This window comes from Caulobacter sp. FV1ye6ST (assembly GCF_058681225.1).
The window spans coordinates 1199513-1218467 of sequence record NZ_CM178733.1 but is presented as its reverse complement, the minus strand read 5'-3'; the positions used below and the strand labels follow the sequence as shown (position 1 = coordinate 1218467).

Below are 18955 nucleotides of genomic sequence, written 5' to 3'. Positions count from 1 at the left end.
TTTCCCCTCACCCGGCCGCGCGCATTTGCGCGTCGTGACGTTGGCCCAGGCTGACCAGGGCGGCGATGTCCAGGATCAAGGCCACGCCGCCGTCGCCCATGATCGTCGCGCCCGAGAAGGCGCCGACGTCCTGATGGAAGGCCGACATCGGCTTGATCACGGTCTGGTGGTCGCCGAGGATCTGGTCGACGACCAGGCCCACGCGGTCCTGGCCGGTCGCGACCACGACGATCTTCTGGTGCGGGTCGGGCAGGGTCCCGGTCGCGAACTGCTCGCGCAGGCGGATGAACGGCACCAGCTCGTCGCGAAGCGTGATCAGGCTGCGCCCCGTGGAGCGCAGGTCCTGCACCGGGGTCAGCTCGACGCATTCCTCGACGGTGGACAGCGGGATCACATAGCGGCCAGAGCCGACACGGATCAGCAGGCCGTCGATGATGGCCAGGGTCAGCGGAATGCGCAGCGACACCACCGAGCCTTCACCGGGCGTGCTGCTGATCTCGATCGAACCGCGCAGGCCTTCGATGGTCTTCTTGACCACGTCCATGCCGACGCCGCGGCCCGACAGATTGGTGATCGCCGCCGCGGTCGAGAAGCCGGGCGCGAAGATCAGCTGCAGCAGCTCGTTGTCGTTCAGCACCTGACCCGGCTGGATCAGGCCGTTCTCCTCGGCCTTGGCGCGGACGCGGTCGCGGTCTACGCCCCGGCCGTCGTCGGTGATGGTGATCACCACCTCGGCGCCCGACTGGCGCGCGGCCAGCATGATCTTGCCGACGGTCGGCTTGCCGGCGGCGGCGCGCTGCTCGACGCCTTCCAGACCGTGGTCGGCGGAATTGCGGATCAGGTGGATCAACGGGTCGGCCAGACGTTCGATCACCGTCTTGTCCAGCTCGGTGGTCTCACCTTCGGTCGACAGCTCGATCTGTTTGCCGGTGTCGCGTTCCAGATCGTGGATCAGGCGACGGAAGCGGCCGAACAGCTGGGCGATCGGCACCATACGCACAACCATCATGGTGTCGCGCATCTCGCCGGCCAGGCGTTCGATTTCCTCGGCCACGGCGCGCAGGGCGACGTCGGACGACGAGGCGGCCAGTTGCTTAAGACGCGACTGGGCGATGACCAGTTCGCCAACGCGGTCCATCATCTCGTCAAGGCGCTCAGCGGGAACGCGGACCGTGTCCCCGGATTTTGAAGCCGCTCGGCCTGCATCGGCCGGGGCGTTGGCCGCGGTCGGGACGTCTTCGTGAACGGCGTCGACAGCGACGGCCGGCGCGTCGACTTTCGAATCGACAGCGGCCGCGGTGAGGTCCTCGACCTCAAGCGTCATCTCGTCGATCACGAAGATGAAGACGTCGTCGATCGCGTCCCGGTCATGCTTGGTGGTCAGCAGGACTTCCCAGGCCAGGCGGCACTCGGCCGGGACCAGTTGGGCCAGCGGTGGGACGTCGTCGGTGATGACCCGCACGCGGGCATCGCCCAGGTCGCGCAGTTCATCCAGCAGCGGCAGCGGGCGCGCGCCGTTGATCAGGGCGTCGGCCGGCAGGCTGAAGCGGATCCGGAAGACGTTCAGGCCCTGCTCGGTCGGCGCGGCGGTGGGCGCCGTCTCGCCGCCGTCGATGGCGGCCTGCAGGTCGGCCAGCAAAGCCTCGCCGGCGCCCTCGACGACGGGCGATCCTTCGGCGAGCGCCCGCATGTGGTCCTGGGCGGCCAGGACCGCCGAGACCAGGCTCGGCGAGGCCGGGACCTCGCCCTTGCGGACTCGGTCGAAAGCGGTTTCGCAGTGGTGGGTGAAGGCCGCCAGGGCGTCGAAGCCGAACATAGCCCCGGAGCCCTTCAGGGTGTGCAGGCCCCGGAAGATGGTGTCGATGAGCGCGCGATCCCCCGGACGACGCGCCAGATCCAGCAGGCCCTGCTCGACCTGCTCCAGCAGTTCTTGGGCCTCTTGGCGGAACGTCTCGATGGGATCCAGGCCGCTCATTTGGCGAGGACCTTCTTGACGACGCGGACGAGTTGCTCTGGATCGAAGGGCTTGGTCAGCCAACCGGTGGCGCCGGCCGCCTTGGCCTGAGCCTTGACGTCGGCGTCGGATTCCGTGGTCAGGAACAGGATCGGCACGCCCGCGCCGGCGGGGCGCTGGCGCAGCTCCCGGATCATCGTCAGGCCGTCCATGACGGGCATGTTCAGGTCGGTGACGATCAGGTCGAAGCCGCCGGCCGAGGCCTTGTCCAGCCCCTCGGCGCCGTGCGCGGCCTCGGTGACGCCGTAGCCTTCGCCGGTCAGGGCGATCTTGATAGCCGCGCGAATGGAGGCCGAGTCATCGACGGTTAGGATCGCGGTCATTGTTCAGTCGCCCCTTGAAGCCAGAAGTTCGTCCGATCCCGGTCGTCGGGATTCAGGAAACCGCCTCGCTGCAGGACCTGCAGAACCGCGCCTTGGGCGGGCTCTCGCAACTGGATCGAACACCCACCTTCCGCGGCGGACCGCCGAGCGGACTCGATCAGTTGGATGAAGGTCAGATCCGCCTCTTCGAGGCCGTCGATTTCGATGGTGATAGATTTGTTGCGCTCGAAAGCCTCGAGCAAAATATCACGTGCGCTAGCAATATTTGAGATAGTCACGTTATCCGAAAAACGGACAGCTGAACTCTGAAGTTCGCCTGACATGTTCACCCCTGCACGCAAATATAGCCCGCCGACAGACGGTTCTATACCTGCGACACAAATTGCTACTGCCAGGCTTAAATTAGGGTAAATTCAGCAACCAACAGGGCTGCGACATACTGTCCGCAACGCGAGGTTTCCCCGCGCGCGAGACGATGCTCGCCTACAGCACGGCCTGCAGGGCGCCGAACAGGCTGGCCGCGGTGATCGGCTTCTGAAGATGGCGATCCGCCCCGGCCGCCAGACTGGCCCGGACATGCTCGTCGCCGGCATTGGCCGTCAGCATGAAGATCGGCCGGCGTTCCTGGCCGCCGACCGCTTCCAGGCGTCGAATCTCGCTGACCGCCGAGAGACCGTCCATGACCGGCATCTGCATGTCCATCAGCACCACGTCGGGCCGCTCGGCGAGGTAGGCGCGCACGGCCTCAAGGCCGTTCTCGACGCAGGTGACCTCCGCGGCCTCGGCCAACATCAGCTCGACGATACGGCGATTGGCCGGATGGTCGTCGGCGACCAGCACCCTCAGCGCCCGCTCCTGAGCCGCCGGCGCGGATCCGCACACGCCGCCGGGCACGGCGGACGGCAGAGAAAGCTCGAACCAGAACCGCGCGCCGTGGCCTGGCGTGCTCTCGCAGTCCAGAACCCCGCCCATCAGCGAAACCAGGTCGCTAGAGATCGACAACCCCAGACCCATACCGCCGAATTGGCGGGTGATCGAGGCGTCGGCCTGCTGGAAGCGCTCGAAGAGCCGCGCCTTGTCGGCCGCGTCGAACCCGATGCCGGTGTCGGCGACCTCGAAGCGGACGCGATCGCCAGTCGCGGGAGTCGCCGTCAGCGTGATCGCGCCGCGCTCGGTGAACTTGACCGCGTTGCGCACCAGGTTTCCGATCACCTGGCCCAGACGCACACCGTCACCGATCAGCTCGCCGTCCAACTCCGACGGCAGGACGACCGAGAAGCTGACGTCGCCCTCCCCCAGGCTCAACCGCGCCATAGCTGCGATTGACCGCAGCAACTCGCCGAGATGGAAGCGTCCGTCGACGATGCGGACACGATCGCCCTCGATCTGCACGACGTCCAACAGGTCATCGAGCAGGCGCTCCAGCGTCCGGCCAGAGCCGCGGATCATGTCGACAAGCTCGCGCGCCTTCGGGTCGAGGGCGGCGCGCGCCAGTATGTCGGCGCCGGCGACGATGCCGTGCAACGGCGTGCGGACCTCGTGGCTCATATTGGCCAGGAAGGCGCTCTTGGCCTGGCTGGCCCGTTCGGCGGCGTCCAGCGCCGCGCGCAGGGCCTTGGCCTGCTCAAGCCGCTCCGTGATCTCCTCGCCCAGGCAGATGACGTGGCGTGGTCCCTGGTCGTCGAAGGTGGCCAGCGACTTGATGTCGAATACCCCGCCGCCCAGCGCTTGCGGCATGGCGACGCCGGCTGCGATATGGGTCTCTCCCGTCCGCAGAGCCTCGGGATCATCGACCACGATCGCCTTGGCCAGGTCGGGATCGAACAGTTCCTCGGGCGTGCGCCCCAGGGCGTCGTCGGCGTCGACCCGGAAAAGGGTTTCGGCCGCGCGGTTCCACAGGACGTACCGCCGGCTCCGCGCCGATGTCACCGTCAGCGGTGACGGCAGCGACTGGACGACCGAGCGCATCAGCGCCTCGGCTTCGACCTCGGCGGTCACATCGTGCGAGACGGCCACCAGCGCGGTGACCGCGCCGTCCGAGTCACAGACCGGTGTGACCGTCGTGTCCTGATAGGTGCGCGCCGCTCCGCCGCGAGCATCGAAGGTGCGGAAGCGGGCGACCCGTCCCTGGGCGGCCGAGGCCACGGCGCGGTCGACAGAGAAACGATTTTGCTCGGGCCAGTAGTCTCGCCAGGGCTTGCCGCGCGACTCGGCCAGAGTGGCGCCGGAGCAAATTTCCGCGCCGTCATCCATATGCTGAATGCGGCCGTCCCGTTCCAGGCTCCAAAGACAGTTCAAGCGCCGCCCCCGCGCGGTCCAATCCACGCTCGGCTAGATAACGCCCATCGGCGTTAACGTCGGGTTGGCGTCCTGTCACACACCGGCGTCGCGGAAGCTGGCGACGATCATCGGCCGCTCGCCGAGCTCGCGATGGACCTTGGCCAGCGCCTTGAGGCGCACTTCGCGCTCGGCGGCTTCGGCCTGGGCTCGCCCCGCCGCCTGGCGGGCCTCGGCCAGGCGCTCGCGGGTAAGAGCCAGCTCGGCCAGGATTCGATCGCGCTCGGCGGAGAGGTCGCCGGCGACCTGCCGCGACCGGGCCAGGCGGACCTCGGCGTCCAGCAGGCGCAGAACCAGGAACGCCACCGTCGGCAGCAGCGCCACAGCGAGGATCTCCGCCAGCAGACGAAAGATCGGGCTGTCGAAGAGGCTCAGCAAGGCCAGCATGTCTTGGCTCCGGTGCGTTTTAGTATCGAACGTTGAGAAGGACCCGAGCGGCGCTACCGCTCGGGTCCTTCGCGACGGAGGCCCATGCGGTCCGCACACGCGCGCTTCCGTCGGCTTGCCGTCCCCAATGCCCCACACCGGGACGACAAGGTCGCGCCGCCAAACAGGCGGAATGTCAGGCGTTGAGACCTTGCTGGGGCTGGCCGCGCAGCGAGCCAACCGCGAAGTCCAGGATGTTGTGGACCACGCCGGGCAGTTGCTCGTCGGCCACGCCGTTCTCGCGAGCCCACACGCGCAGGGCGTGGCGCAGGAAGGTCTTGCCGGTTTCCGGGGAGGACGAAGCGTCGGAGAAGATGTCGTCGAAGTGCACGGCGCGGCTCCTATTCTGAGGTCGGGTCTCCGACCAGGGTAAGGCTTCGAAAAAGAGGACCCGACCGGCGGGTGGCCGGGTCCCCAGTCGGTTCACGCGGCCGGCGAAAGGCTTGATCCAGAGAATGGGTTGCAGCCTGTCGCGGTCGACAGCCGAACCATGTTCGGTGAGGGGGCGGTCTGGATGTGCGGATATGCACATCGGAAAAAATTACGGTTTCTCTCGGGAAAGTTTACGATCGGATCCAGCGCGCCCCAGGCGCGAACTGGACACGCCTACAGCGCGCGCGCGAGGCTGAAGATCGGCGTGGCGGGGAAGCCCTTGCGCCCTTGGGTGCGGCCGACATAGCCGCAGCGGACAAGATCGCCGTGGAAGGTCGCCAGCGCCCCGGCCAAGGCTTCGCTGACATAGGCCGAGCCCGGCGCGACGTCCGGTTCGATGCGCGCGGCCACAACCACGTGGGCTCCGATCACCGCGGGGGCTTTGGTCAGCGGATTGGTCCTCAGATGGACGGGACCATAGTGTCCGCCGATGCGCAGGCCAAGGCCACGCGGCAGACCCAGGGCCTTGAGGTCCAGCGCCCGATGCGCTTCCAGCAGCGCCAGCGCCGCCAGGGCCGCGTCGATCGGCTGCTCGAAGACCAGGAACAGGCCGTCGCCCCACGTCTCGATATGGCAAGGCCGCTCGGCCAGGCTCTCGACCGTCTCGGCCATGCGGCCCATCACGCCTTCGATGAAGGCCGGGATCTGATCGTCGCGCAGGGCGCCGAAGCCTTTGACGTCGGCGAACAGCATCGCCTTCATGGCGCGCCGCTCCGCCCCCGCCGACGGCGACGCCCAGCGCGACGGACAGGGCGGCGGACGCTGGACTTCGATGACCGCGAGCCCCCGCCGGCTGTCCGCCCAATAGGCCATGTCAGCGGAGACGCCGGCCGGCCCGGGCGCGGCGTAACCGTCCCAGACGGCCAACTGGATCGCCTCGGTCGACAAGGTCTCGGAGCGCAGCACCGCGCAGCCCATGGCGAACTGGCTGGAATAGGCGAACACCTGCTCATCGCCGAGATAGGGGTCCTGTGAGGCGTAGCGGATCGAGGTGGCGAGCGCGAGGCAACGCTCGAAGCGCGGGACCCAGTCGTCGCCGAACGGCGCCACCGACACCTCGACGAACGCGGCCCGGTTCACGGGCAGAACGACGTGCAGCTCGCTCCCGGCGTCCAGCAGCGCCTCGGCGAAGATGATGTCCGCGCCCGCCGCCAGGCCGCCATAGGCGAAACCGACGCGCTGCTCGCGCAACACCTGGTCGATCCGCTGGCGCAAGGCCTCTTCGGGCACGTTGGTGATGTGGCCGGTGAAGTGCGCGCAGACGGGCGGCCGGAACGGCGCCAGCCAGCCCGACTCCGCGCCGGTCTCGCGGCACAGCATCTCCAGCTGACGCAGAGTCGAGGCGTGGGCGGCAAAGGCGCGCGGCGCGGACGCCATGGCGGTCGCTAGGGTCTCGCACGCGGCCCCCTGGTCGCCGGTCAGAAACCAGGCTTCGGCGCGGCTGGCGGTTTCGTAATAGGCGCCCTCGCCTTCCAGGCCCGTCGCCGGCGGCGTCGCCAGCACGGCGGCGGCCCGGGCGGCGGCTCCGGCCCGGTCCCCGGCCATCAGGGTCAGCGTCGCGGCGTTGATGGCGCCATATAGCCCCCCGAAGCGGCGGGAGAGCGCCTCGTATCGGCGCAGCGAGGCCTTGGCGAAGGCGACGCGGCGCGGTCCGCGCGCCGCCAGGGCCACGTCCTTGAGAAGGCGCGCGCCCAGGGCGACGGCGTCCGCGTGATCCTCCGCCTCCGCCAGGCCGAGACGGACATATTCGGCTCGCGCGAAATCGACGGCTCCGGCGCGCGCCAGACAGAGCACGGCCGTATAGGCGATTTCATGCGTGCGTTCCCCCGCCTCCAGGGCGGCGTGGGCGATGTCATAGGCGGCCAGAATCTCGCCGCGCCCGATCAGCGCGGCGACTTGCTCCCCGTCGAACACCGCCTTCGCGATCAGGGAACGTGACCCGTGCCGTTGTCGAAGACCGGATCAAGCGTGATCTTTTGCTCGTGGGCGTCCTGCATGAACAGGCTGTAGGTATATTCGCCCATGCGAGCGCACTCGTAGATCAGCTTGAAGCTGGAGTGCACGGCTAGCTTGTCGTCATAGGTGTGGTTCACCCAGACGAAGCTGGAGAAATTGACCCCGAAATCACGATCCACCTCAATTGGGCGGCTCTGGAACGTCCAGCCCGCCTTGATGAGCTGATCACTGAGCGTGAACACCAACAAGCTGCGCTCGGTCAGCTGCGTACGCAGCGGAACCGGGTTCTCAGGGTCCACGACGTTGACGAAATTGAAGTTGGCGTCCAACCCAATGACGAATTCGATGATCTTTCTAGGCGTAGTATCAGACATCAGTTTCCCTCCGACGTTGAATTTCGACCTGCAGGCGAATCTCGCCAAAAGGCAAGCATGGCGGGATGTTCATAGCCCGCCTTTTTGAGTTCCAGCACGATGTTCTCGGCCTGGTTGCGACGCCCAGTGGCCAGGTAGGCGCGCGCCAGCACATCGCGGCTGCCGGGTGACATGGAGCCGAGCTTCGGCGTGAGCACCGCTACAGCCTCGGATGGCTGTCCCGCCGCCAGTCGCGCGAAGCCTTCCAGCTCCGCGGTCTCGTCCGGCTTGCCGGCCTTCAGCGCTTCCAAGAGCGCCAAGGCCAGCTTGCGCGCTCCGCTCTCATCACCGCTCCGCTGCGCCAGTATGACGGCCTGTTTCGCCAAGCGTCCCTCCAAGTCCGCCCGCCAGGCCTTGTCCTTTTCGCCGGCGTTCAGCCTGGCGAGACCCGCCGCCGCGTCGGCGTGCGCCGTCCGGGACTCGGCAAGTCGGCCCGACCAGCAGGCGATCTCGACAGCATCCAGCTGCCCGACCACCAGATATTCGCGCCACCAAGCATTGGTCGGATCAAGGGCGGCCAGCGCATGAAGGCGGCGCAGGTTGGCCTCCGAGCGAGCGCGAGCCTGGGCCATGTGACCCAGGTCCACCTCAAGCCGCGCGAGCGCGAACTGGGTCGCCACGTCCTTGGCCGCCAAGCGCTTGTCGCTAGGGTCGGCCGCCGCGGCGCGGGCCAGCAGGTTCGACGCCCGCTCGCGCTCGACGAAGGCGTCGCGTGTCCGGCCCAGCCGCAGCAGGGAGTCGGCGATCCAGGCGTGGTTGTTGGCCGCGTCCTTGATCCGGGTCTTGTCCTTGGGCGTGCGGGCCAGCTCGGCGTCGAACACGCCGGAGGCGCCGCGGAAGGCCGCCAAGGCGTCCGCCGGCCGCCCCTGCTCGAACTGCAGCGTGCCGAGATTGCTACGGGCGTAGGCGACCTCGACCCGCCACTCGGCGCGGTTAGGGTCCAGCTTCACAAGCTGTTGGGCCAGTGCGTCGTAGCGCTTCAGCCCTTGCTCGGCCCCGACGAAGTCGCCGCGCCGCCACTTCATGTAGGCCAGCCAGAAGACGTTCTGGGCCTCGTCAAAGATGCGGTCGCCGTTCTTTGGGTCGCGCGCCACGAGGGCGTGGGTGGTGGCCGCCGCCTGACCGAAGGCGTCCTGGGCCCCGGCCAGATCGGCGCGTTGCTCGCGGATCGTACCCAGCAGGGTCTGAGCCTTGGCCCGCTGGGCCAGGGCCTTGTCATCCAGGCGGTCCGTGCGCGCCTTGCCGTAATAGGCCAGCACCTTGGCGCTGACCCCATCCAGCAGGTCCAGGCGCCCGACGGGCTCCAACTGCTCGCGCAGATCACCCAGCATGTAGGCGACCAGGGCCTCGGTCTCGTCGCGCTGCTCCCGGGCGATCTGGCGAGACTTCAGGGTCACGACGGTCATCGCTCCCATACCCAGGGTCACGACCATGGCCAGGCTGGTGAAGGCGGCCATCACCCGCAGTCGGCGGCGGGCGTCACGCTGGACCAGCCGGTCAAGGCTGACGCCGAGCAGCCTGGCGGCGATTTTCAGCCTGGCCAGGCGCCTGCCGTCGGCGTCCGGGCGCAGGTCCACGGCGAGGGGCTCCACGCCCTCAGGCAAAGCCGCGCGCAGCGAGGGCGGCAGAATGTCGGCCAACGCTGTCGTGGACGGCGTGTCGGGTGTGATCACGCAGAGGATCCGCTGGGATCCTCCCCCCGTCAGGAAGTGCGCCACCTCCTGGTCCACCCAGCGCGAGGCGGCCGACGCGGTCGAGCACAGCACGATCAGGGCGTCGGACAGGTCCAGCGCGTCGCGAATGACCTGGTTGAGGTCGGCCGACGCGCTCAGTTCGTCCCGATCACGGAATATCGGCCGCAAGGACCGGCCAGCGCTCGCCAGGGCGCGCGGCGCGCGATAGGTCTCCAGCGCCCGATGCAGCCATTCGGCGGCTTTGCGGTCGCGATGACTATAGCTGATAAAGGCCTTGTACCGCTGTCGGCTGTTCATGCGTCGCCCCATCGACGGTAGGAGCGTACCCGATGACCGTGATTCCATCATCGCCCCCGCGTACCGTCAGCCATACGATGTTCGAGCAACCGTCCAAAGACTATCGAGCGAACAGGATCTTCCGGCACATGTCGCGCGAGGAGATCGAAACCCTGGCGCCGTCGATCGAGCATCGGTCCTACGGCAAGGGCGAGATGATCCTGCAGCGCCGCGACCAGGACGGCGGCATCTATCTGCTGCTCGACGGCGCGCTACTCGCCAACCAATACGCCAAGTCGGGGCGCGAGGTCGGCTATCGCCGGATCACGCCCGGCGGCTATTTCGGCGAGATCTCGGCCATCGACGGCCTGCCGCGCTCGGCCAACATCGTCGCGGTCGAGGACTCCCGGCTCGCCCGTCTGCCCCAGAGCCTTGTCCGCCGCCTGTTCGAGGACTCGCCGCGCTTCATGCGCGCGCTGCTGGAGGACATGGCTGGGCTCACCCGCTCGCTGACGGACCGATTGTTCGAACTCACCGCCGTCTCGGTGGCCTGCCGCGTCGACATCGAGATCCTGCGCCTGGCCACGGCCAGCAGCGACGACGGCCAGACCGGCGTCATCCACCCCTGCCCCACCCACGCCGAACTCGCCGCCCTGCTGGGCAGCCAGCGCGAGCCGGTGACGCGCGAGCTCAATCGTCTGGCCAGCCTGGAGATCGTCCGACAGACCGGCCGCACCCTGCACGTCCTGGACCTGCCGGCCCTGGCCGCCGAGATCGAGCGGATCGGCGGCGAGGTCTAGCTCAGGCTATCGCCTGAGCGCGAAGCCCACATAGACCGTGCGCGGCGCCGAATAGCTGGTGACACCGTCCGCCGTCTGACCGACCGCGAGGTTGGCGTCGAGCGCATTGTCGGCGGCGAGGTAGACCTCGGTCGCGGGCGAGAGCTTCCAGCCAGCGCGCAAGTCGACGCTGGTCCCGGCCTTCAGCGCGCGCTGGTTCAGGTCGTCCTCGAACCGCTTGCCCTCGTAGCGCAGGTCCGCATCGAGGCTGAGGCGTTCCAACGGCCGCCAGCGCGCGCCGGCGGTGACGGTCAGGGCCGGCGCCTGGGCAGGACGCTTGTCGGTCAGCTGCGCGACCGCCGCGCCGCCGTCGACGCGAGCATGGGTCGCCGAGAAGGCCGCGCGCACCGTCCAGGCGGGCGACAGGTCGGCGGCGATGTCGCCTTCCAGGCCATAGGCGTTGATCTGTCCAGCGTTCTGACGCTGACGCAGCACGCCGCCGGCCGGGATGAAGCCGGCGATCGGGAAGGTCCCGGGGCCGATGCCGATCGTGACATTGGTGATCGGATCCTGGACCTGGTTGTAGAAGACCCCGAGGTTCCACCTCGCGACGCCATCACCCGAGAGGCCGGCCTCGATCCCGTAAAGGGTCTCGGGCTTCAGGCCGGCGTTGGCCTCTGTGACGTCGTTGCCCACCCGGAACGGCCGGTGCAGCTCATTCAGCGTCGGTGGCCTGAAGCCAGCATAGGCCGCCGCCCGCACCCAGGTCTCGCCCGAAAGCCGCTGCCGCACGCCGATGCGCCCCGTCGGCGTCGCGCCCGAGGCGTTGGCCGGCGGGGCGTCCAGGGTCAGGGCGCCGGTGGCGGTGTCCCGCTCGCGCCGGACGCCGTCATAGGAGCGCCAACCGTCCAGCCGCGCCCCGGCGACCAGGGAGAAATCCGGTCGGTTCCAGGCGGTCTCGGCATAGACCCCGCCCACCAGGGTCCGGCCGCCGGCCGTGCGCTGGCGGGTGAACGCGCCGGCCATGTAGCGGAAAAGCTCGTGGGTCCTGCCCTCGGTCATCCGGGCGTCACCGCCCAGCTCCCACGTCCACTCCCCCAGCGCGCCCTGCCAGGCGGTGTTGAGGCCGTAGCCGCTGGCCGGGGTCGAGTACTGGTCGTTGGCCGGGGTCGCGCCGACCCGGCCGGCGGCGACGGCGGCGGACGTATTTTCGAGATCGCTCCGGCGAACCCAGGCCTGCACACGCCAGGCGTCGCCCGCGAGGGTCGCGGTCAACGAGCCGCCGTTGGCGTTGGACCGCGCGCCGACTAGGCCGGCGTCGCGCTTCTCCTGGTAGGCGCCGGCGCGGATGGCCCAGCGCACCTCGCCGAGGTCGCCTTGGATCCGAGCGGCGACCGAGCCGTCCCGCAGGGTCGTAGGCGTGTCGGCCGCGCCCGCCGCCGAGCCTCTGATCGGCCGATAGCCGCCGGTGCGCGAACCGCTGGCGGTCAGCAGTAGGTGCTCGGCCCCGAAAGTCCCCGCCGCGCGCCAGCCGTCGCGCTCGCGGGCCTCGACCGTGAAGCTCGTCAGACCGCCGCCGGCCGCCCGTTCGTGCAGGGCGACCACGCCGGTCAGGGCGCCGGCCCCATAAGGCCCCGCCCCGGCGCCACGCACGATCGTCGCGCCGGAAAGACCCTCGCCCGGCAGCGCGGTCCAGATCACCCAGCCGCCGAACGGATCGTTCTGCGGCGCGCCGTCCAGGGTGACCAGCGCCCGGCCCGCGCCCGAGGGGGCGACGGCGCGCAGCGACAGCCCCTGGATGGTCGGATTGGCCGCGTCGCTGCCGGTGCGGCGGAACAGCGACACGCCCGGCGTGGTCTTCAGCACGTCGTCCAGCCGCGCCTGGGCGGCCAACTCGGCCGCGTCATAGTAGGCCGTTGAAAAGGCTTCCTGCCCGGCCAGCGGGAGTAGCCGCGGCGCCGCGACGACGACCGGGGAAATCGAGGGCGGCTGGGCGTCAAGCGGCACGGGCGAACTCTGCTGTGGCGAAGGGCTATGCTTAGCCCAAAGCCTCGCCGCGCCGCTATCGTTCCCACCCGCCGCCCAGGGCCAGGAACAGGTTCACCTGATCGACCGCCACTTGGCTATCGATCGCCGCCAGGGCGGCCTCGGACTGCACCAAGGCGCGCTGGGCGTCGAGGCCCGTCAGGTAGGGGCTGCGGCCGGCGCGGTATAGCATCTGGGCCTGGGTTTCGGCCAAGGCGGCCTGATCCCGGGCGGCCTTCAAGGCGGCCTGGCGCCGCAGGTCATGAGCGTAGACGTCGAGACTGGTCTCGGTCTCGCGCAGGGCCGTCAGCACCACGCCGTCGAACCGGGCCAGAGCGCCGTCGGCCCCGGCTTCGGCCTGGCGCATGCGGGCGCGCTCCCCCTCGCCCGGCAGGGTCCAACTGATCAGCGAGGTCAGCCCCCAGCGGTTGGCCGGCGCCTGGCCGATGTCGGCCAGCAAACCGGTCGAGCCCGCGCCAAGACCCAGGGTGATGTTCGGATAGAGCGCCGCCGTGGCGACGCCGATCCGGGCCGTGGCGCCGGCCAGGGCCCGCTCGGCCTGGCGTACGTCGGGGCGACGCTTCAGCAGGGATGCTCCATCGCCCACTGGGATGGGTCTGGCCAAGGCCGGCGGCGCCACGCAGGCCTCGACCGCCTTGGGGAACTCGGCCGGCGGCTTGCCGGTCAGCGTAGCCAGCCTGTACAGCGCCGCGCGGCGACGGCTCTGGAAGGTCGGCAGGCTGGCGCGCGACAGGTCCAACTGGGCCTGGGCGCGGGTGATATCGACCGCGGCGCCGCGACCGGCCTTCACCAGCTTCAGCGTGACCGACAGACTACGGCTCTGAAGATCCAAGGTCTTCTGCGCCACCGCCAGCTCATGGCCGTTGGCGCAGGCCTCGACATAGGCGCGAGCGACATCGGCGGCGACGCTGACGCGGGCCAGATCGAGGGCTGCTTGCGACGCTTCGGCGTCGGCATGAGCGGCCTCGGCGGCGCGCTTGATGCGGCCGACAAGATCGACCTGATAGGAGACCTTCACCCCGACATCGGCCAGGTTCTCGACCGGCAGCGGCTCGGCCTTGAGGAACTGTTCGCCGGACTCCCGGCTGTGCATGGCAGCGGCCGAGGCCCCGACCTTGAAGCCGCCCGCATCGTCGGCCTCGCCGGCGATGGCCTGGGCGCGGGCCAGGTTGGCGGCCGCGACGCGCAGGTCGGTATTGGCCTTCAGCGCCTCCTCGACCAGGCCGTTCAGGACCGGGTCGTCATAGAGCTTCCACCAGCCGGCCGGGACCGGGTCCTGGCTGACCGGCGCTGTGCTCGCGCCCATGAACGCGCCTTGCGCGGTTGGCGCGTTGATCTTGGCCTCTTCCGGCAGCCTGTAGTTCGGACCGACCGTCGTGCAGGCCGCCAGGGCCAGCAGCGAGCTGGCGACCGCAAACGCCTTGAGGGGGCTCATCGACCGGCTCCCACCACCGCGACGGTGGCGGTGCGGCCAGCGATCAGGCGCAGGTCGCGCGGCGTCTGATCCAGGGCCACCCGCACCGGCACCCGCTGGGCCAGGCGCACCCAGCTGAAGGTCGGGTTGACGTTGGGCAGCAGGTTGCCGCTGGCGGCGCGGTCGCGGTCCTCGATGCCGACGGCGATCGACTGGATGTGGCCCTTCAAGGGCCGGTCATCGCCCATCACCTTGACGGTCACCGGCTGACCGATGCGCAACGACGACAGCTTGGTCTCCTCGAAATAGCCCTCGACCCGGAACGAACGGCTGTCGATCAGCGCCAGCACCGGCTTGCCAGCGGTGACGTAGTCGCCCGTGCGCAAGGTGAGGTCCGACAGGAACCCGTCGGTGGGCGCGGCCACGACCGTGCGCTGCAGGTTCAGCGCCGCCACGTCGCGAGCCGCCACAGCCTGGGACAGCGCGGCTTGCCACTGCTCGACCTTGGACAGGCTCTGCTCGGTGACCTCGCCGGCGACCAGCTCGCCGAGCGCCCGGTTGCGCGCCAACTCGCGGCGAGCTTGGGCCAGCATGACGCGCTGGGCCTCGACGGCGGCGTCGGCCTGTCGCAGGGCCAGGGCGTACCGATCTCGGTCGACATAGAACAACGGCTGGCCGGCCTTGACCGTCTGGTCGTTAACGGCGTCGACCCGGGTGACCAGGCCCGAGACGTCAGGGGCCACCTGCACGACATCGGCGCGGACGCGGCCGTCGCGGGTCCAGGGATCGACCTGGTAGTGGGTCCACAGCGCCTTGCCGCCGACCAGGGCGGCGATGACGATGGCGCCGGTGACGGCGACGCGGGCGATAGTCGGCGGAAGGATCTTCAGCGGGGGCATGATCAAGGCTTCAAGGGCGAAGGGACCGTCACGACGACAGCCCAGAGGATGACGAACAGGGCGGTGTCGAACAGCGCCGGGTGCCAGACGAAGCGGTAGGCTCCGACCTTGGACAGCACGCGCCGCAGGACGAACGAGGCGGCCAGGGCGATCACCGCCGAGACCAGAACGGACGACAGGAAGACCCCGTCGATGGCGAATTCGCCGATCATCGGGCAATCTCCAGAACGAAGGCCGGGGCCTCCGGGAACAGGTTGCGGCGCAGGCCCACCAGGCCAGAGAGACCTTGGACGGCCGAGACGGCGGGGGCGATCGACAGGCCGCGCAGGGCGTCGTCGATGCGGGTCAGCAGGTCCGTGCTGGGCTTGCGCGCCTCGCCGGCGGCCAGGGCGGCGAAGTGGTCGCCGACACCGTCGAGGGCGGCGTCCAACTGGTCCCGGCTTTTGGACGGCAGGTCCGGGCGAGCGGTCTGGACGGCGACCAGGTTCATGCCCACCCGCAGGTCGCGCAGCGCGTCGACGCCGACGAAGTCCTGGTGAGCCCCCGCCTCGGCCAGCTTGGGCGTCAGCATGCCCAGCCGATCGACCAGGATGGCGGCGAAGGCGGCCGGCTCGGGAGCTTGGCGCGCGCGGGCCAAGCGGGACAGGCCGCGCCAGGTACGGACCAGCAGCCGGCGCGCGCTGGCGTCCACGCCCATCGAACGCAGGCCGGCGGTAACGATGATCGCGAACAGCAGGCCGACGAACTGGGCGAGATTGCCGTTCAGGAAGCTGGCGAAGTCGGCGCTGAAGGTCTCCTGCAGGGTCAGGGCGTTGCAGAAGCCGATCAGCATGGCCAGGGCCGCGCCCATCCGCTTGGGATCGGGAATATAGAGGCCGATGAACAGAAGCGGCGGGGCCATCACCATCATCAGCATCGGGAAGCCGTCGATCGCCGGCAGGATGGCGAACATGTAGAGCGCCGACAGCGGCAGCGAGGCCAGGGTGAACAGGCCAAAGCTCTTGATGGCCGGCACCGGGTCATCCATCGCCGCGAAGAAGCAGCAGAACACGGCCGCCATCACCGGGGCCGAGGCGCCGTCGCCCCAGCCTGACACGATCCAGGTGGCGCTCGCCAGCACGATGGCGATCACCGCCGCGCTGCCCGATAACAGGGCCAGGGGCAGGTCTGCGTGCATCGGGCGCATGCCCTTGGCGCGCGTTGAGGCGTCCAACCCCGGCGACAGCGGCGCATCGGGATTGTCGAGCCGGGCCATCAGGGCGTGGCCCTCGGCCAAGGCGCGAACGGTTTCGGACAGACGCACCAGCAGGCTCTCGATTAGCAGGCTCGACCAGCTCGCGCCGCGCCTATGGGCGGCCAGGTCATTCAGGCGCTCGATCAGATCCAGGCCTTGTTCTCGCGGCGAGCCGGCCTCGATCCAGGCGATCACAGTGTTCAAGGCCGCGCGGACACGTGCGTCGCGCACCTCGCGCAGGGCCTCCATGCGGTCGGCCAGACCCGAGAGCAGCGGGATCAGCAGCAGCATGCGCTCGTGCAGGGCGCGGACGACACCCGTCGTCTCGCGCAGACGCGAGGTGTCGAACGGTAGATGGACGGCCAGCATCCGGATCTCGCTGGCGGCGGCGGCCAGGTGGCGGCGGTCGCGGGCGATGGCCTGGGCGTCCTGGCCCCTCAAGACGTCCAGCGCCCAGTGATCGGCCTCGCCGAGCCAGGTCGACAGGCGCGCCTTCAGGACGGCGCCGACCGGACGCGGGAAGATCAGGCTGTGGGTCAGGGTCGCGCAGACGATGCCCAGGCCGATCTCGACCACCCGCCAGACGGCGATGTCGAAGATCGCGCCGGGCTGGTTGACGCTCGGAAACCCGATGATCGCCGCGGTGTAGCCGGCCAGCATAAGCAGGTAGCTACGCGGCGTGCGGTCCAGCAACGAGATGGTCAGGCAGCCGCCGACCCACAGGGCCAGGGCCAGGACCAGGAGCACCGGCGCATTGACCAGCGCCGGCACGAACGCAACGGCCGCCGCCGCGCCCAGCAGGGTGCCGAGTACGCGATAGACGGCCTTGGAGCGCACGGCGCCGGCCAGCGGCTGGCTGACGATATAGGCCGTGGTCATCGCCCAGTACGGGCGCGGCAGGCCCAGGGCGAAGCCGATATAGAGGGCGAGCATCGCCGCCGCGAAGCTGTTCGCCGAGAACAGCAGCGTATGCCGATCGAACTTGGGAAGCATGGCGGAAGCGCTCTTACGCTCCCTGCCCGGCCGCGGCGTTAAGCGCGGCCTCGAACGCGGCGAAGGTGCGTACGGCGGCGGCGAGATCGGCGTCGCCGACGTCGGCCAGCAGCTGAGCCCGCACCACCTGCACGGCGTCCTCGACCACGGCGGCCAGCGCCTGGCCCTCGGTCGTCAGGTGCAGGGTCTTGGCGCGCTTGTCGGAAGGATCATCGCGACGCTCGACCAGGCCGGCCTGGCTCAACTGGTCGAGGATTCGAACCAGCGACGGCCCCTCCACCCCGATCTCCTCGGCCAGCATGCCCTGGCGCATCCCGCCGCCCGCGCGGGCGATGTGCAGCACCGGCATGGCCTTGGCGTCCGAGATCCCGTGAGCGGCGAGGGCGCGATTGACCTCGCGCCGATAGATCCGCGCCAGGCGCAGCAGGCCTTGGGCGAAGGCGCGTTCGTCGAGGGTGCGAATGGAAGTCATGGAACAACGATCGATCAGATAGGTAGCTTCCTATCTAATTTAGATAGCATCCTACCTATCTGATCGCAAGGGCCGCGCCGCTGCTGTCGTGCGCCCTGCGTCGAGAGGCGGCTCAGAGAGGCGGTGGGCCGTCCCGCCAGCGCGGCCAGTCGGCGACGATGTGGTCCACGACGCGCGCGCCGACCACGCCGATATTGGCGACCGTCTCGGCGAAGCCGCCGGCGGTTTGTCCCGGCGCGGGGTCGAGGTGCTGCAGGGTTGTTTCACCCGGCGCGCCCTGGTCGAAGTTGACAGCCCCGCGCAGGCTCAGGATGCGCCCCGTTCCCCACTGTCGCTTGATCACCAGAGCCAGGGCGGCGGCCTCCATCTCGGTGATCACATAGTCGTCGGCGCCGTAGAGCTTGGCGATGGATTGCGCCTCCTTCGACAGGCCGGGGCCATGGAAGAAGGTGTCGCCGGTCATATGCGTACCGACCATCACCGACGGCGCCGCGCGCGCCCGGGCGTCGGCATAGCGCATGCGGTAGCGGCGGGCGTCGTCGCTGTCCTGCATGGGAGCGCCCTTGGACAAGCGCACGGCCCAGCCGACCAGGATCGGGTCGAGCTTGAAGCGGCGGTACTCCTCGTAGCCGGCCCGCGGCATGAAGGTCGGCGCGCCGGGCGTGTTCTCTTCGGGGGCCCAGCGATGGCCGAGGTCATAGTCGACCAGCCAGGTCGCCCAGGAGACGTCACCGATCGTCCCGCGCGAAGGCGGCGTACCGCCGACGCCGCTGAGAATGAAATAGGTCTGTGAGAAGTCATAGGCCGGATCCAGCAGAATGGCCTGCATCGAGGCCGACGCGTTGACCTTGCCCATGCCCAGGGTCGAGCCGCAGACCCCCTCGGGGTTGCAGTAGACGGGCTTCAGAGCGCCCTTGACGATCTTGGGCGCGCTCTGGCGCCAATAGCGCTCGTACCAGGGCTGGAACTCGCCCGCGCGATCACCGGTGTTCTCGCCGATCTCGAACATGGCGGCGACGAAGACCTTGACCTTGATCGGCGCGGTCGCGGGGGTGGGAACACGCGCCTTGGCGCCGCCCGCGAGGGCGAGCACGGCGAGAACGGCGACCAGCAGCCTCACGCCTTGGCTCCGGCGGTCTGCACGTCTTGTCGGGCGGCGGTGTCAGTCATGGCTCGACGCTATCGATGCATCGTCCGTAGGCGTCAATATACACGACGACGAGGCGGTGGAGTCCCCGTCGCGAGGA

General features: G+C 69.3%; 17 protein-coding genes. 1 reads left to right on the top strand and 16 read right to left on the bottom strand.

Annotation, left to right across the window (positions count from 1 at the left end; genetic code table 11):
* Window positions 1-7: 7 nt before the first annotated feature.
* The 9 genes from ACW175_RS06000 to ACW175_RS05960 form a co-directional block, all read right to left on the bottom strand.
* Window positions 8-1975, bottom strand: coding sequence for a chemotaxis protein CheA (locus ACW175_RS06000; protein ID WP_492103703.1), 1968 nt, complete (start codon window positions 1973-1975; stop codon window positions 8-10).
* Window positions 1972-2337: a response regulator gene (locus tag ACW175_RS05995; protein WP_099576301.1), complete on the bottom strand. Its 366-nt coding sequence runs from the start codon at window positions 2335-2337 to the stop codon at window positions 1972-1974. Before ACW175_RS05995 ends, ACW175_RS06000 begins: the two co-directional genes overlap by 4 nt.
* Window positions 2334-2660 (bottom strand): STAS domain-containing protein, encoded by a 327-nt coding sequence (locus ACW175_RS05990; protein ID WP_492103702.1) that lies wholly within the window; start codon window positions 2658-2660, stop codon window positions 2334-2336. Before ACW175_RS05990 ends, ACW175_RS05995 begins: the two co-directional genes overlap by 4 nt.
* Before the next feature lie 160 nt (window positions 2661-2820).
* Window positions 2821-4635, bottom strand: coding sequence for a PAS domain-containing hybrid sensor histidine kinase/response regulator (locus tag ACW175_RS05985; protein WP_492103701.1), 1815 nt, complete (start codon window positions 4633-4635; stop codon window positions 2821-2823).
* A gap of 75 nt (window positions 4636-4710) precedes the next feature.
* A complete protein-coding gene (locus ACW175_RS05980) occupies window positions 4711-5061 on the bottom strand; it encodes a hypothetical protein (RefSeq protein ID WP_492103700.1) in 351 nt (116 codons plus the stop codon).
* 175 nt (window positions 5062-5236) lie between these two features.
* A complete protein-coding gene (locus ACW175_RS05975; RefSeq protein ID WP_492103699.1) occupies window positions 5237-5431 on the bottom strand; it encodes a hypothetical protein in 195 nt (64 codons plus the stop codon).
* 275 nt (window positions 5432-5706) lie between these two features.
* The gene (locus ACW175_RS05970; RefSeq protein WP_492103698.1) at window positions 5707-7446 is read right to left on the bottom strand and encodes an adenylate/guanylate cyclase domain-containing protein; all 1740 of its coding nucleotides are present in this window, start codon (window positions 7444-7446) and stop codon (window positions 5707-5709) included.
* A gap of 11 nt (window positions 7447-7457) precedes the next feature.
* Window positions 7458-7862 (bottom strand): hypothetical protein, encoded by a 405-nt coding sequence (locus ACW175_RS05965; RefSeq protein ID WP_492103697.1) that lies wholly within the window; start codon window positions 7860-7862, stop codon window positions 7458-7460.
* On the bottom strand, window positions 7862-9892 hold the full coding sequence (locus tag ACW175_RS05960; RefSeq protein WP_492103696.1) for a toll/interleukin-1 receptor domain-containing protein: 2031 nt from the start codon (window positions 9890-9892) through the stop codon (window positions 7862-7864). The genes ACW175_RS05965 and ACW175_RS05960 overlap by 1 nt, the downstream gene beginning before the upstream one ends.
* 128 nt (window positions 9893-10020) lie before the next feature.
* On the opposite strand from ACW175_RS05960, the gene ACW175_RS05955 reads away from it, so the two are divergent.
* A complete protein-coding gene (locus ACW175_RS05955; RefSeq protein WP_492103695.1) occupies window positions 10021-10671 on the top strand; it encodes a Crp/Fnr family transcriptional regulator in 651 nt (216 codons plus the stop codon).
* A 6-nt stretch (window positions 10672-10677) separates the two neighbouring features.
* Here the strand turns inward: ACW175_RS05955 and ACW175_RS05950 are convergent, their stop codons facing one another.
* The 7 genes from ACW175_RS05950 to ACW175_RS05920 all read right to left on the bottom strand — a co-directional run bounded on the left by ACW175_RS05950 (window position 10678) and on the right by ACW175_RS05920 (window position 18828).
* Entirely contained in the window at window positions 10678-12657 is a 1980-nt protein-coding gene (locus ACW175_RS05950) for a TonB-dependent receptor (RefSeq protein WP_492103694.1), read from the bottom strand.
* Between the two features lie 55 nt (window positions 12658-12712).
* On the bottom strand, window positions 12713-14131 hold the full coding sequence (locus ACW175_RS05945) for an efflux transporter outer membrane subunit (RefSeq protein WP_492103693.1): 1419 nt from the start codon (window positions 14129-14131) through the stop codon (window positions 12713-12715).
* On the bottom strand, window positions 14128-15009 hold the full coding sequence (locus tag ACW175_RS05940) for an efflux RND transporter periplasmic adaptor subunit (RefSeq protein ID WP_492103692.1): 882 nt from the start codon (window positions 15007-15009) through the stop codon (window positions 14128-14130). Before ACW175_RS05940 ends, ACW175_RS05945 begins: the two co-directional genes overlap by 4 nt.
* Before the next feature lie 2 nt (window positions 15010-15011).
* Window positions 15012-15221: a DUF1656 domain-containing protein gene (locus tag ACW175_RS05935; protein ID WP_492103691.1), complete on the bottom strand. Its 210-nt coding sequence runs from the start codon at window positions 15219-15221 to the stop codon at window positions 15012-15014.
* Complete coding sequence (locus tag ACW175_RS05930; protein WP_492103690.1) at window positions 15218-17236, bottom strand: FUSC family protein; 2019 nt, start codon at window positions 17234-17236, stop codon at window positions 15218-15220. The genes ACW175_RS05935 and ACW175_RS05930 overlap by 4 nt, the downstream gene beginning before the upstream one ends.
* Window positions 17237-17249: 13 nt before the next feature.
* Window positions 17250-17603 carry a MarR family transcriptional regulator gene (locus tag ACW175_RS05925; protein WP_492104906.1) on the bottom strand — a complete coding sequence of 118 codons (354 nt, stop codon included), beginning with the start codon at window positions 17601-17603 and terminating at the stop codon, window positions 17250-17252.
* Window positions 17604-17820: 217 nt separating this feature from the next.
* Window positions 17821-18828 carry a purine-nucleoside phosphorylase gene (locus tag ACW175_RS05920; RefSeq protein WP_492103689.1) on the bottom strand — a complete coding sequence of 336 codons (1008 nt, stop codon included), beginning with the start codon at window positions 18826-18828 and terminating at the stop codon, window positions 17821-17823.
* Window positions 18829-18955: the final 127 nt, after the last annotated feature.

Excerpts from the sequence above, each read along its gene's own strand:
- ACW175_RS06000 (WP_492103703.1), bottom strand. The coding sequence starts at position 1,975 with ATGAGCGGCCTGGATCCCATCGAGACGTTCCGCCAAGAGGCCCAAGAA.
- ACW175_RS05995 (WP_099576301.1), bottom strand. The coding sequence starts at position 2,337 with ATGACCGCGATCCTAACCGTCGATGACTCGGCCTCCATTCGCGCGGCT.
- ACW175_RS05990 (WP_492103702.1), bottom strand. The coding sequence starts at position 2,660 with ATGTCAGGCGAACTTCAGAGTTCAGCTGTCCGTTTTTCGGATAACGTG.
- ACW175_RS05980 (WP_492103700.1), bottom strand. The coding sequence starts at position 5,061 with ATGCTGGCCTTGCTGAGCCTCTTCGACAGCCCGATCTTTCGTCTGCTG.
- ACW175_RS05965 (WP_492103697.1), bottom strand. The coding sequence starts at position 7,862 with ATGTCTGATACTACGCCTAGAAAGATCATCGAATTCGTCATTGGGTTG.
- ACW175_RS05960 (WP_492103696.1), bottom strand. The coding sequence starts at position 9,892 with ATGAACAGCCGACAGCGGTACAAGGCCTTTATCAGCTATAGTCATCGC.
- ACW175_RS05955 (WP_492103695.1), top strand. The coding sequence starts at position 10,021 with ATGTCGCGCGAGGAGATCGAAACCCTGGCGCCGTCGATCGAGCATCGG.
- ACW175_RS05945 (WP_492103693.1), bottom strand. The coding sequence starts at position 14,131 with ATGAGCCCCCTCAAGGCGTTTGCGGTCGCCAGCTCGCTGCTGGCCCTG.
- ACW175_RS05940 (WP_492103692.1), bottom strand. The coding sequence starts at position 15,009 with ATGCCCCCGCTGAAGATCCTTCCGCCGACTATCGCCCGCGTCGCCGTC.
- ACW175_RS05935 (WP_492103691.1), bottom strand. The coding sequence starts at position 15,221 with ATGATCGGCGAATTCGCCATCGACGGGGTCTTCCTGTCGTCCGTTCTG.
- ACW175_RS05930 (WP_492103690.1), bottom strand. The coding sequence starts at position 17,236 with ATGCTTCCCAAGTTCGATCGGCATACGCTGCTGTTCTCGGCGAACAGC.